The organism is Lactobacillus sp. ESL0677 (assembly GCF_029392875.1).
In the GTDB taxonomy this organism is placed as follows: domain Bacteria; phylum Bacillota; class Bacilli; order Lactobacillales; family Lactobacillaceae; genus Lactobacillus.
Map to the genome: position 1 here is coordinate 1,239,437 of NZ_CP113946.1, position 13,692 is coordinate 1,253,128.

Annotated in this window: 13 protein-coding genes; 4 read left to right on the plus strand and 9 right to left on the minus strand. The window is 38.6% G+C overall.

Annotated features, from left to right (window positions below; all coding sequences use genetic code 11):
• Positions 1-23: 23 nt before the first annotated feature.
• Both rpsB and OZX76_RS06035 read right to left on the minus strand, forming a co-directional pair.
• Positions 24-812: a 30S ribosomal protein S2 gene (gene rpsB / locus OZX76_RS06030; RefSeq protein ID WP_277178701.1), complete on the minus strand. Its 789-nt coding sequence runs from the start codon at positions 810-812 to the stop codon at positions 24-26.
• Between the two features lie 159 nt (positions 813-971).
• Positions 972-2,003, minus strand: coding sequence for a GIY-YIG nuclease family protein (locus OZX76_RS06035; RefSeq protein ID WP_277178703.1), 1,032 nt, complete (start codon positions 2,001-2,003; stop codon positions 972-974).
• A gap of 62 nt (positions 2,004-2,065) precedes the next feature.
• Here OZX76_RS06035 and OZX76_RS06040 point away from each other — a divergent pair, with 62 nt between their 5' ends.
• Complete coding sequence (locus OZX76_RS06040) at positions 2,066-2,680, plus strand: 1-acyl-sn-glycerol-3-phosphate acyltransferase (RefSeq protein WP_277178705.1); 615 nt, start codon at positions 2,066-2,068, stop codon at positions 2,678-2,680.
• Positions 2,681-2,758: 78 nt separating this feature from the next.
• Positions 2,759-3,937, plus strand: coding sequence for a cyclopropane-fatty-acyl-phospholipid synthase family protein (locus tag OZX76_RS06045; protein ID WP_277178707.1), 1,179 nt, complete (start codon positions 2,759-2,761; stop codon positions 3,935-3,937).
• 59 nt (positions 3,938-3,996) lie between these two features.
• On the opposite strand, the gene OZX76_RS06050 is transcribed toward OZX76_RS06045, so the two are convergent.
• The 5 genes from OZX76_RS06050 to OZX76_RS06070 all read right to left on the minus strand — a co-directional run bounded on the left by OZX76_RS06050 (position 3,997) and on the right by OZX76_RS06070 (position 9,685).
• Positions 3,997-5,397 carry an FAD-binding oxidoreductase gene (locus OZX76_RS06050; RefSeq protein ID WP_277178709.1) on the minus strand — a complete coding sequence of 467 codons (1,401 nt, stop codon included), beginning with the start codon at positions 5,395-5,397 and terminating at the stop codon, positions 3,997-3,999.
• A 135-nt stretch (positions 5,398-5,532) separates the two neighbouring features.
• Positions 5,533-7,314 carry an ABC transporter ATP-binding protein gene (locus tag OZX76_RS06055; RefSeq protein WP_277178711.1) on the minus strand — a complete coding sequence of 594 codons (1,782 nt, stop codon included), beginning with the start codon at positions 7,312-7,314 and terminating at the stop codon, positions 5,533-5,535.
• 1 nt (position 7,315) lies between these two features.
• Positions 7,316-9,070 (minus strand): ABC transporter transmembrane domain-containing protein, encoded by a 1,755-nt coding sequence (locus tag OZX76_RS06060; RefSeq protein WP_277178713.1) that lies wholly within the window; start codon positions 9,068-9,070, stop codon positions 7,316-7,318.
• A gap of 77 nt (positions 9,071-9,147) precedes the next feature.
• The gene (locus tag OZX76_RS06065; RefSeq protein ID WP_277142259.1) at positions 9,148-9,366 is read right to left on the minus strand and encodes a YneF family protein; all 219 of its coding nucleotides are present in this window, start codon (positions 9,364-9,366) and stop codon (positions 9,148-9,150) included.
• 70 nt (positions 9,367-9,436) lie between these two features.
• A complete protein-coding gene (locus OZX76_RS06070; protein WP_277178715.1) occupies positions 9,437-9,685 on the minus strand; it encodes a DUF896 domain-containing protein in 249 nt (82 codons plus the stop codon).
• A gap of 142 nt (positions 9,686-9,827) precedes the next feature.
• Between OZX76_RS06070 and lexA the strand changes: the two genes are divergently transcribed.
• Positions 9,828-10,451, plus strand: coding sequence for a transcriptional repressor LexA (gene lexA, locus OZX76_RS06075; RefSeq protein WP_277178717.1), 624 nt, complete (start codon positions 9,828-9,830; stop codon positions 10,449-10,451).
• A 23-nt stretch (positions 10,452-10,474) separates the two neighbouring features.
• On the opposite strand, the gene OZX76_RS06080 is transcribed toward lexA, so the two are convergent.
• Together OZX76_RS06080 and OZX76_RS06085 are read right to left on the minus strand one after the other, a co-directional pair.
• Entirely contained in the window at positions 10,475-11,125 is a 651-nt protein-coding gene (locus OZX76_RS06080; protein WP_277178719.1) for a uracil-DNA glycosylase, read from the minus strand.
• A gap of 184 nt (positions 11,126-11,309) precedes the next feature.
• Complete coding sequence (locus OZX76_RS06085; RefSeq protein WP_277178721.1) at positions 11,310-12,074, minus strand: nucleoside phosphorylase; 765 nt, start codon at positions 12,072-12,074, stop codon at positions 11,310-11,312.
• A gap of 304 nt (positions 12,075-12,378) precedes the next feature.
• Between OZX76_RS06085 and OZX76_RS06090 the strand changes: the two genes are divergently transcribed.
• Positions 12,379-13,587, plus strand: a complete 1,209-nt coding sequence (locus OZX76_RS06090; protein ID WP_277178722.1) for an IS110 family transposase — start codon at positions 12,379-12,381, stop codon at positions 13,585-13,587.
• The last annotated feature ends 105 nt before the right edge of the window (positions 13,588-13,692 follow it).

Here is a 13,692-nt window from a genome sequence, read left to right on the forward strand (position 1 = left end):
GTCCTCCTAGTTAGAAACAGTAATTATTCGTTGTCTGAATCTTCTTCAGTAGTTTCTGCTTCTTCAACACTTTCACCGTCAGCAGCACCATTAGCCATTTCAACTTCAACGCTTTCGTCGTCATCGTCTTGACCTTGCTTGCCTTCGATAACTGCGTCAGCCATCGCACCTGAAATAAGGCGAATAGCACGGATAGCATCATCGTTTGAAGGAATTACAACGTCAACTGGAGTTGGGTCAGTATTAGTGTCAACCATTGCAACAACTGGAATACCTAAAATGTTAGCTTCGTGAACGGCAATCTTTTCCTTCTTAGGATCAACTACGAATAAAACATCTGGGATTCTAGGCATATCTTCGATACCACCTAAGAATCTTTCAAGCTTGTCCATTTCCTTAGTCAAAAGTGAAGCTTCCTTCTTTGGCAGTACTTCAAAAGTACCGTCTTCTGACATCTTCTTTAAATCCTTTAATCTTTGTACTCGGCTTTGGATAGTCTTCCAGTTAGTCAAAGTACCACCTAACCAACGTTGATTAACGAAGTATTGACCAGCACGAGTTGCTTCTTCAGCAATAGAATCTTGGGCTTGCTTCTTAGTACCTACAAAAAGAATAACGCCACCATCTTGAGCAACGGCTCTAACAAAAGCGTAAGCATCGTCTAACATCTTGATTGTCTTTTGCAAGTCAATGATGTAGATACCATTTCTTTGAGTAAAAATGTAAGGAGCCATCTTTGGATCCCATCTTCTAGTTTGGTGACCGAAGTGGACACCAGCTTCAAGTAATTGTTTCATTGAAACTACTGACATAATAAATTCCTCCTATGGTTTTTAATCCTCTCAAGCGGTCATTTCAACATTTCGCCAAGTGTTTGGCACCAAAATATTGATTGCTCTTGATGTGTTTTACCTGCGTGCCATATTCAGCACACCATAATAGAATACTAAATTTTAGCTTAAGATGCAAGACTAAAAATCAACTGCATGTTCATGCAGAAATTTTTCTTTCCATTGTCTTGGATGGTGCTTGAACCAGTATTCTCTCTTCAGTGCCAAATTCTTATCAGCGAATCTTTCGTGATAAATCATTTTAACCGGTCGTCTGACCTTAGTATACTTGGCGCCCTTACCTAAGTTATGGGCTGCCAGACGCTTTTTCAAGTCATCTGTAAAGCCGCCATAAAAACTACCATCGCTGCATAATAAGACGTAAAAGAAATAATCCTTACTTTTTTGTCGCTTAGCCCTTTCTTCTGGGGTTTCGCGGATAATACGTTGAATTGTCGGCAAAAATTCTCCATTCTGATCATGAACTTCAATTGCATCCCTTAAGATCAAACCATCGCTAGCTGTATGCTTAACTGCCTCAATGACGATTAAATTACTGTTATCTCCGCGGTGCGAAACAAAGGGCTGCACAAACTTAATGCTCAAGTCATGCTTCATGCAAAAATAGGCAATTTCATTCAATCTCTCGGGCCGATGCACCATAAACATCTTCCCTTTCATCTTTAGCAGACTACTGGCAGCCTCAATTATTTCTTCAAGATTAATTAAAATTTCATGCCGCGCAATTGCCTTTTTTGGATCAGGATTAATTTCATGACCCGCGGGCACCTTAAAATATGGCGGGTTAACAACCACGACATCATAAGAATCCTTACGTAAGAACTTGGCCACGTCCTTAACATTTTTTTGAAAAACGGTTATTCTATTTTCCATCTGGTTAAGCTCAATCGAACGCCGAGCTTGCGATGCAGCCTCCTCCTGAATTTCCACTGCATCGTACTTTGCCCGGTTAAAATACGCCATATACATACTGGCGGCGCAATTGCCAGCACACAAGTCAGCAACTTTTGACCGATCCCGAACTGCCTCTTTAGCTAGTGATGCCAAAAGCAAAGTATCTAATGAAAAACTAAACGCGGTTTTATCCTGAATAATCCTCAAATCATCACTATACATATAATCAATTCGTTCACTATCTGCCAATTTCACCATAAAATTTTGTCCTTTCACCGAGCTTTGTTATAATATTTTACAACAATTGGAGGAGTTTAATCATGTTTTATCATTTTATTCGCGTAGTTGCGCGATTTATTGTTTGGATCCTTAACGGTCATTTACATGTTTATCATAAAGAACGCATCCCTGAAGGTAACTATATCTTAGCCGCCCCACACCGGACTTGGTGGGAACCAATTTTATTTGCTTTAGCCGCTAGCCCCAAGGAATTTATGTTCATGGCTAAAATTGAATTATTTAAAAATCCAATTTTACGGTTTATCATGACTCACGCACATGCTTTTGCTGTTGACCGCAAAAATCCCGGCCCGTCAGCATTAAAAATTCCAATTAAGGGCTTAAGAAATGGCAACTTTTCCCTAATTATTTTCCCATCAGGCACAAGACACTCCACTGAACTTAAGGCTGGGACATTGGCAATTGCCAAATTATCGGGTAAGCCAATTGTCCCTGTCGTTTACCAAGGGCCGCTAACTTTTGGCAATTTATTAAAACGCCAACCACTTGATGTGTGCTTTGGTAATCCAATTCAAGTTGATCGAAAAATGAAATTAAGCCATGAAAATGAAGCCGCATTTGATGAGCGTTTGCAAAAGGTTTGGGATCAGATTGATGCCGAGCACAATCCCGATTTTCATTACGTTGCCAAATAAAAAAGATTGAGTTCAATTAAGAGTTCAATCTTTTTTGTTAGTGTTAAGATAAATATATTTGAATGGAGGTATTTTAAGTTGTTAGAAAAAACTTTTTACAAAATGATGCTCAGTAGGTCGTTCCCGTTTCCGATTAAGGTTACCTATTGGGACGGCAAGAGTGAAATTTACGGTAATGGTAATCCAGACATTGAAATTATTTTTAATGAAAAAATTCCAGTTACCGCAATTTCTCGCAATGCTTCTTTAGCATTAGGTGAAGCTTACATGGACAAGAAAATCGAAGTCAAGGGTAGCTTGCAAAAATTAATTTGTGGTGCCTACGAAAGTTCGGGCAGCTTTTTGCGGTCAAATAAATTTCGTAAATTTTTACCAGAACAAAAACACACCGAGGAACAAAGTGAAAAAGACGTCCAAAGCCATTACGATATTGGTAACGACTTCTATGAATTATGGCTTGACCCCACATTAACGTATTCTTGCGCTTACTTTACTGGGGACAATCAAGATAATCTTGAGCAGGCGCAAATTGCTAAGATTCATCATATTTTAAATAAATTACATCCCGAAAAAGGCAAAACGCTCTTAGATATCGGTTGCGGGTGGGGCACTCTAATGCTCACAGCTGCTAAAGAATACGGCCTAAAGGTAACTGGCGTGACGCTTAGCGAAGAACAATACAAATTAGTGCAGAAGAAAATCTTCGATCAGAATTTGCAAGATGTGGCCGAGGTCAAGCTGGAAGATTACCGCGAACTTGGCGACAAACAGTGGGACTACATTACCTCTGTCGGAATGTTTGAGCATGTGGGCAAGGAAAATCTGGCGCAGTACTTTAGTGATGTTGCCAAATATCTGAAAAAAGATGGTGTTGCACTAATCCACGGAATTACCCGCCAGCAAGGCGGTGCCACTAATGCATGGCTTAACAAGTACATTTTCCCAGGTGGTTATGTTCCCGGCTTAACCGAAAACATTGAGCACATTATTGCCAGCGACATGCAAATTGACGACATTGAAATTCTTAGACGTCATTACCAACGCACGCTGGAAATATGGGATAAAAACTTTAACCAGCATCGTGACCAAATTCAAAAGTTGATGGGTGAACGGTTTACTCGAATGTGGGACCTATATTTACAAGCCTGTGCTGCCTCATTTGAATCTGGTAACATTGACGTCATTCAATATTTAATTACCAAGGGTCCTTCTGGTAAAAATCTCCCCTTAACTCGTAACTACATGTTAAATAAATAGACTCAAAAAAACAAGCAATCCAAATTAACTTGGACTACTTGTTTTTTTAGTTTTATTAATTACATTTTGAAAATTTTACCTGGATTCAAAACATCATTTGGATCAAATAAGGTCTTAATCTTACGCAATAATTCGGTGTAATCATGACCGTAGAAGTCTTCGAAGTAACCAGCACGAGCATAGCCAATACCATGTTCACCAGACATATTACCGTCAAGTTCTTTAGCAGTCTTGTACAACTCACTAATTACCTTTTCACTTGTTTTGGCATATTCTTCATCATTCATTTCATCTGAGCAAAGATAAATGTGCAAATTACCGTCGCCTGCGTGACCAAAGTTTGGAATTCTAATATGCAATTCGGTTTCTAATTCTTCAATTCTATTCAAAACATCTGGAATGTGGTTAATTGGAACACAAACGTCGATTTCATCCATCTTTGGTGTTGACTTCTGAATTGCTAGCAGCAATGCTTCGCGACATGCCCAAATCTTCTTAGCTTCAGCAGAATCAGCACTTAAAACAACTGCTTCTTCAGCCTTAAAGTCTTTGACAGTAGCCAAAGTTTGCTCCAATTCAGCCTTCAATTCTTCATCAGTGAATGCGTCAAGGCCAACGATAATAAAGCCATCACCATGCTTAATTGGGAATTGGTCACCAGCATACTTTTCCCATAAGTTGATTACCTTACGGCCCATAAATTCAACGGTTGTTGGAACAACGCCAGATTTTAAGATTGCAGGTACAGATTTAATAGCGTCATTTAAGGTTGGGAACGGAATAATTGCATTGATTGACTTGTGTGGCTTTGGATAAAGACGCACAGTTACCTCGGTAACAACACCTAATGTACCTTCTGCACCAATAATTAAATCTTTAAGTGAATAGCCAGAAGCCGACTTAACTGCCTTAGAACCAAGTTTGTAAAGCTTACCATCAGTCAAAACTACCTTTAATTCACGGATATGCTCTCTAGTAACGCCGTATTTAATCGCCTTTAAGCCACCAGCATTAGTTGAGATATTACCACCAATTGTTGCCCAGTGCATTGCAGGTGCAGGCATATATGTAAATGGCTTGTCTGCCAAGTATTCCTCAATGTCCTTCAATCTGATTCCGGCTTGAACAGTCATTGTCAAGCTCTCAGGATCATATTCAAGTACACGGTTCATTTTAACCATGTCGAGAGAAATACCACCATCAATACTTAAATTGGCACCCATTAACCCAGTTGAATTACCGCGTGGAACTAGTGGAATGTTGTGATCACTGGCATATTTAACCACATTCTTAACCTCATCGTTAGTTACGGGTTGAATTACCAATTCCGGCATTGCTCTGACAGTCTTAAACTGATCGTGATCCCAGTGTTCAGTTGGTTTAGTAATGAACCGTTCGGGCTCAGAAATAAATTTACTTAAATTTTCACGATCAGTTTGATCTATTTTATGATATTCCATTGCAATTTCCTTTCTCACTATAAAATTACAGATGTAATAAAATCATCATCTTCTAATTTACGCCACAATGTAATCGCTGTCAACATTTTGACGAAAAAGCGTGACAAGACAGGTATGGCAATTACCACGTTAATTTTAATTCTGGTTTTGTAAAGTATACAAATTGTAGTAGTAACCTTTTTGTGCAAGCAATTCTTGATGCGTCCCGTGTTCAATAATTCTACCTTGATTAAGAACAATGATCTGATCGGCATCAACAATCGTTGATAAGCGGTGGGCAATCGCTAATGTTGTTCGTCCTTGACGCAAGCGCCTTAGTCCCGCCTGAATTAACGTTTCTGTTTCCGTATCTACATTTGCCGTTGCCTCATCCAAAACTAAAATTTTAGGATCAGTTACTAGTGTTCGGGCAAATGAAATCAGCTGCCGTTGTCCTTGGCTAAATTCACTACCGCCTTCACCAACTTCAGCATGATACTTGCCCGGCAATTTTTCAATAAAGTCAGCTGCTTGAACAGTTTTTGCAGCCTGCTTAATCTGCTCATCAGTAATATCTTGATTATACAGACGAATATTTGAACTAATATCGCCATAAAACATGAAGGGATCCTGCAAGACTAGTCCGAGCTTCTTGCGCAACTCTGCCTTAGGATATTTTTTAATATCAACGCCATCAATTAGGACTTGCCCCTGATAAAATTCGTAAAAACGCATCATGACGTTGATAATCGAGCTCTTACCAGAACCAGTATGACCCACAATCCCAAGGGTTTCACCAGGATTAACGGTGAAAGAAATATCGTGTAAAATTTCATTTTTACCGTCATACGAAAAACTAACGTTCTTAAATTCAATCTTGCCGCGCGTAATGGTCAGTCCCTGCTGTTCATCTTGTTGAGGCTCATAATTAGTATCATCTAAAATGCGAAAAATTCGCTTACCAGCAACAATCCCATCCTGAAAGAAGGTCATCTGATCCATCAAATTTGAAATTGGATTAAAAAATTGTGAAATATACTGCGAAAAGGCGTATACCACCCCGGCAGGCACAAAAGTTTGCCGTAAGGGAAAGCCAAAATACATTAAGGTTAGCGCTAAGGCCAGTGAATAAAGCAAACTCGTCAATGGCGACAGCAGCAGGGAATTAAGGTTAATCATGTTAAAGCGCGTTTTCATTAACGCCGCATTCTCATGCTCAAAATTGCCAGTCATCCGTTTTTCTTGCTTAAATTGCTGAATTAGGGAAACACCCTCAATTGATTCATTCAAGTTAGTGTTAATTCGGCTTAATCGCTCACGATAATTGCGATAAAGCTTGGAACTGCGCTTGGAATACTGCCAAATAACGATTAAAGAAAGCGGTAAGAAGGCAAGCACAATCAGGCCAGCGAATACATTAGTTGAAAACATGGCAACTAATGCAGAAATAATAGAAAATAATGACAAGACAACGCTGGATAACACTGTCAAGAAGTTGCTCAGTGTCATAGTATCGTTAGTCACGCGCGAAACAATAGAACCAGCAGGTGTCTGATCAAAGTAACGCATCCCTAAGGTATGCAATTTTTTATATAATTCTGCCCGTAAACCTTCCAGAGATTTTTCAGAACCCAGAGCAAAAAAGTATTCGTATGTAAACTGCAAAATTCCTTTAATGACTGATCCACCAGCATATAATAAACCGGCAAAAATAATTACTTGGGTTGTCACATCAGCTTTAACTAAATAATTATCAAGAAAGAACTGTAAGCCATAAGGCAGCAGCATATTGATGATGCTAACAAGCAGCGCACCAACTCCGGCAATAATCATTTCGTTCTTAAATTGCAGTACAAATCTGACAAGTCGTTTGAAGATTTCAAGTTGCTCTTTAACTGGAATTTCTTTTGACCAAACTGATTCGTTTTGTTCATCCATCTTACTCACCTACCTTTTCTTCTAATTCTTGTCTTCGCCACATCTCCGCATACCAGCCATCGGCAGCCAATAATTGCTCGTGAGTGCCGCGTTCAACAATCTCGCCATCCTTCAACACCAAGATTAAATTGGCATTCATGACCGACGTTAACCGGTGCGTTGCAATCATTGTCGTCTTGCCCGCACGTTCTTTACGCAGCGATTGCAGAATTGCCATTTCAGTGCGCGCGTCAACTGCTGACAGAGCGTCATCTAACACCAGAATTTTACTTTGCTTAAGTAGCGCCCGCGCAATTGACATCCGCTGCTTTTGCCCGCCGGATAGTGAAACACCATTTTCACCAACTAGTGTCTTGTAGCCAGCCGGCATTGCCAAAATATCGTTGTGCAAGTCACTCTTTTTCGCCGCACTAATAATTGTTTCTTCAGGTGCATCAGCTTGCGAAAAAGCAATATTCTTTTGAATAGTTGTTGAAAAAAGATAATTATTTTGTGGTACGTAAGAGATTTGCTGCAAGAGGACATCAAGCGGTATTGTCCGAATATCATGGCCATTTAATGTTATCATGCCATCATACTTATCAAACTCGCGCAGTAGCAGCTGAATAATTGTTGTTTTACCAGACCCGACCTTGCCAACAAGTCCCAACGTTTGACCTTTTTTCAGAGTAAAGTCAATTTGGTGCAAAACTGGTAGTTGCGGCTCATCAGGGTATGCAAATGAGTTTATCTGATAATTCAGATCACCACTTAAATCATCAGCAGTGATACTTTGATCTGCATGCTCATCCGTGATTTGTGGCTTTTCATCAAGCAACTTTTCAACCCGATCGTAACTGGCGCTTCCCCGCTCTAAAATATTGAAGAGATAACCAATCGCAAACATCGGCCAGACCATGTTACCAATATAGGCAATAAAGGAAACTAGTTGACCAATTGTTAAGGTCTTGTTAGCAACCATTATGCCACCGTAAATAATCGTAATTGTATATGTTAGACCGATGATAATCGTTCCTAATGGGTCAAACAGAGCATCCCATTTAAAGACTTTTTTATTAATCTTGATCGTGTCATCAACCATCTGGTCAAAAGCAGCCGTATCTTCAGCTCCTTGCCCAAAAGTTTTGATAACCTTAATCCCAGAAACTGACTCTTGCGTCTTATTATTTAATCGTGAAAATGCGGCTTGTGACTTATCAAAGGCATCATGCAACTGGTTACCTAACTGCCATGCACCCCATGCCAAAACCGGCAACGGTAATAATGCCAAAATCGTTAACCGCCAGTCAACAAAAATAATCATCGCGATCATGGTTGAGACACTCATAATTAACGAATCGACCAAAGTCAAAACACCAGCCCCTGCAACATCTTGAATTGCCGAGACATCATTTGTTGCGTGAGCCATCAAGTCACCGGTTCGGTGCCGTTGGTAAAACGTCCGGTCCATTTCCATAAAGTGATTAAACAATTTTGAACGCAATTGTCGCTCTAATTCGGCCGCGCCACCCCAAATTTTTTTGCGCCAAAAATAACGGAAGCCATATAACAGTAGTGCTGCCGCAATGATGGCTAAAATTAGGACACCATATTGCGCCCAACTAATATGTCCCTGGTCAAGCTGATCCGCCATTAAGCCCAATATCCGCGGTGGTACTAAATTAACTACCGAAGTTAGTGCTAAAAATGTAATGCCGACTAAATAGCGCTTCTTTTCCTTTTTAAAAAACCAACCTAATTTAAAAAATATTCCCATTTTTATTCCTATCTGACTCAACACCAAACCAAAAAAAGGCGGGGAACAATCCCCGTCTTTGCTAGTCAATCTTAAGATTAATTATTTTGATGCTTCATCATGTTCATCACTTGGTTAACCTTCTTGGCAGACGGTTTTTGTCCCATTTGTGACATCATCGCAACAATCATATCTTCACTGATTGGTGGATTTTCCTTAAAATACTTTTTCATATATGATCTTGCACCGTAAAAGCCACCAACGAGGCCGACTAACAATGCAACAATGATTAAAACAATTGCTAATGCCAAATTCATAAAAATTAACTCCTCAAAATATCCAATAGTTATATCTTACCTAAACTTGCCTAAAATTTAAAGGTTAAAATTAATCTTTTCTTAAACCTTTGCGTCTTTGGGCTTGCTTTGCCTTTTCAGACGTGATTTCTTTACCATTTTTATCAATGATGACCATATCTTCAATGTTTTGTTTAAAACTAGCACGGAAGTTTTTCAAAAATTCCTGATGTAATTTTTTACGTTCTTCTTCCTCTTCTTTAGTTAAATTGCCAGTCTTTTTTTTGCGATATAATTCATTAATGCGATCGATTGATTTCTTTTCTTCATCTTTAGTCATTTTTACACCTCTATTAAAAAAGTCTACCTTATTTAACTCAAGAAAAAAAGTTTAAGTTCTTAGAACATTTGTTTGTCTTTAGCAAAACTTTTTGGTAAACTTACCTTATAGAAATTTTATCTTACAGTAATGGGGAGCAATTATGCCTGTTAATCATGATTCCAAACAATTAGAAATATTACGCTATATTTATGAAACCGTGGCAGACCGTGGCTTTCCCCCTACTGTGCGTGAAATCTGTGCCGCAGTTAATTTATCTTCGACCTCAACAGTTCACGGTCATTTATCCCGTTTAGAGCGCAAAGGTTTACTAATTAAAGACGCCACTAAGCCGCGAGCTTTAGAAATTACAACAGAAGGTAAACGAGCATTAGGAATTAAGCCGAGTGAAATTCCAGTCGTCGGCGTTGTTACTGCTGGACAACCAATTTTAGCCGTTGAAGATATTGAGGATTATTTTCCTCTTCCGCCAGACTTAGCCAATGATGCTGGCGACCTATTTATGTTAAAAGTGCACGGCGAAAGTATGATTAATGCTGGTATTTTAAATGGCGACAACGTTATCGTGCGTAAGCAAAGTTCCGCTATTAATGGTGAAATTGTTGTCGCAATGACCGAAGAAAACGAGGCAACAGTTAAACGTTTTTATAAAGAAAAGAACCATTACCGCTTGCAACCCGAAAATGACACAATGGCACCGATTATTCTTGACCGCGTGCAAATCTTAGGTAAGGTAGTTGGCCTTTACCGTAATAATATTAATTAATCAAAAAGACTAGAATTTTCGTTCTAGTCTTTTTGATTATCTAAATACGGCTTCAGTGCGAGCCAATCTTTTTTAATAGTTTCCGTCAATTTCCGATTATAAAAAACTGCAGCCGGATGATATTCCATTATTACCGTATATTTTTCCGTTGACCATTCATAGCCATCTTCAGCAGTATTCAACTGCAAAATTGGCGCTTGCGCAATTACTTGCCCGTGCTCTTGCGAAATGCTGTGTCCAGGACCAAGCAAGCGTTCGATTGCAGTGCCGCCAACGGTAACGATAATTTTAGGCTGAACATGCGCAATTTCATAATCGAAGAATGGTGCGTGAGCCAAAACTTCCTTCTTAGTTGGTTTACGATTCGGATGCTTAATAACCTCTTTATTTTCTTTCTTACTGAAAACAGTTTTGGTCGCGTAAGGACGACTACGAACGACGCTGGTAATATAGACATCATCTCGCGTTAAACCAATTAATGCCAAGGATTTCATTAATTCCTTACCTGAACTGCCATGAAACGGAACATGAGAGACAATTTCATCACGTCCTGGAGCTTCACCAACAATCATTAAGGCAGGATTTTCTGGGCCAGCACCCTCATTTAATCCTTCTAATTTCATTCCCTGTGCTCTTTTTTGCACTTTTGTAATTAACCATTCTGGATATTTCATCACGTATTATCGCTTTCATTTCAAGACATTTGAGATTTTCCACATTCACTCATTATTTTAGCTTCACAAAGTTTTTAGGTAAAATTTATTATAATCGCTATTATATCAGCATATCTTTTTAAAGCTTGTGAAATTTCTGTTGTTCCACAGTTGTTTCACATTAATATATTTCACAAACTATATTCTAGACTTTTGCCAAAATTTGTGCTGCTAGTCGTAAGGCTAACTCGTGAGCATCCCTACCCCAACCACGGTCTTCATGCTTTTCTAAATCACTTAAGGAATCGGCTGTAAACAAGATTTGCGCAAAAGCAACATGGCGAAAGTTTGCGCATGCTGCCATTGCTGCACACTCCATTTCAACACATGAAGCACCCAGCTGCTTAAACTGACTTACCTTGTCTTTGGTTTCGCGGAAAAAGCCATCGGTCGTCCAAGTAATAACTTCTTTAATCTTAAAGTCATTTTCTGCCATCAATTGTTCTACTCGAGATAAATAATCTGAATGCAAATCAATCATGTTGCCAGGAGCCAAATAATGAAATGACGTACCCTCATCCCTAATTGCTTTCACAGGAACCAAAAAATAGTTTTCTGGTAAATCAACCAAGCTTCCAGCTGACCCAATTGCTAAAATTTGCTTGACACCGTAACTAATTAGCCAATCAAGTAATTCGACAGTCGCTGAAGCACCGATTTTAGCTTGACAGAAAGTAACTTTTTCATTGCCAAAATCCACTTCATAAATTGGTGTCTTACCTTCAAAGCAATCATAATGACCCAGCTCGCGATGCGGATATTGAGACAAAAAGTCGACAATTGCAGCAGAAGTAATAAACGCAAATAACAATTTTTCAGGAAAATGATAATTCAGCTCAGCTCGTTCGTGATCAGGCTCAAGTACAGCATGCGGATTAGCATCAAATTGCATTAGAAACGGTTCATTCACTTTATCATCCTCCAACTATAGAAACATATTCTTATAATATCACAAGACACAAAAACATTCTAAGCTTAGTGGTGGAGATAAGATCTGATCAATCTTGTCTTCACCACTTTTTATTTATAATAAAAGTGGGCATGAAGCTGATAAGTCGGAGGTTTTTTTGGCGCTTAGTCGTCGTACAAAAACTGGCAGCTTCATGATACTTTATTAGATCTGTTCAAAGAATGTTAAGGACATTAATTGTCGTGTACTAGGAAAGTAGATTAATAAAGCACTTAACACAATTTTATGTAAAGGATGGTATCAAATGGAAATTGTTTTTGGAATTGATATTAGCAGTAAAACCTTTAACGTCGCTATTGGCATTGATAATTCTATCGTTAAGGAATATAAGACGACTAACAATCGTTTGGGATTTAAAGAGCTATTAGTTGATCTTAAACAGTTTGAGCAACCAGAAGTTGTCTTTGAGGCGACTGGAACTTATTCTCGGCGTTTAGAAATGTTTCTTCAAGACTATGATTATGGCTATATTCGTCTTAATCCGTTAGATGCTAAGAAACAAATGGATAATTTTAGACACCGTAAGACCGACATTATTGATGCTAGAAATCTAGCTTTATCACAGTTTCAGTTTAAAAGGAAAAACACCTATCAAGCAAAGCCTGTTTACCAAGATTTAAAGGATTACAATCATTTTTATCAAGAACTCAATAATGATGTTGTTCGTACTAAAGATCGGCTTCATAGTGCTTTACAGCTAACATTTCCTGAAATTGAAACTCTGCTTAGTAAAACCGATAGTAAACTTTATTGGAATCTGGTTAAGAAATTTCCAATAAGCACCATAGTATTTGAGTATTCAATTGCGGAGTTAAAAGAAATAGTGATGCATGCCACTGACAAATGTATTTCTGATAAGCGGGCACTTAAAATCGCTGAAAAGCTATCTAAGTTAGCCAATGAAAGTTATCCTAGTGTAGATGAACAATCCGGTGTTGTAATGCAAGTAACTTATTTTGTAAATCAATTAATGCAGCTTGAGCAAGAAAAAGCTGTAGTCATCAAAGAAATGAGCGCCTTGTCTAAAGAATTGCCAGAATATGAAGAACTACTTAGTTTACCAGGAGTAGCGGCTACTACAGCCAATGAAATTATTGCCGAATTAGGTGATATCAAACGATTTAAGCGCCCTAATCAGATCAATGCTTATATTGGCATTGATCTAAAGCAGTATGAATCAGGAGAATATAAAGCAGCACGTCACATTAGTAAGCGTGGAAACGCTGTGGCCAGAAAGATACTCTATCAGGCAGTGATTAATATGGTATCTGCAGCGACACATGATTCTGGTAAAAATCATATAGCAGACTATTACCAACGAAAAAAGCAATCTTACCCAGTCAAAATGACCAAGAAGATTGCCATTGCTTCAATAGCTCGTCTAATTCGAACTATCTTTAGTTTAGTAAAGAATAGACAGCAGTATACATATTATCCAACTTTATCAAAGTAACACTACAAGACTATTTAAACTAACTATAATTACCATACCACCTTAATCAAAAAAATGTTAAGTTAAGGTGGTTTTTGGCATACAGAAGTGAGAATTAAAAATATG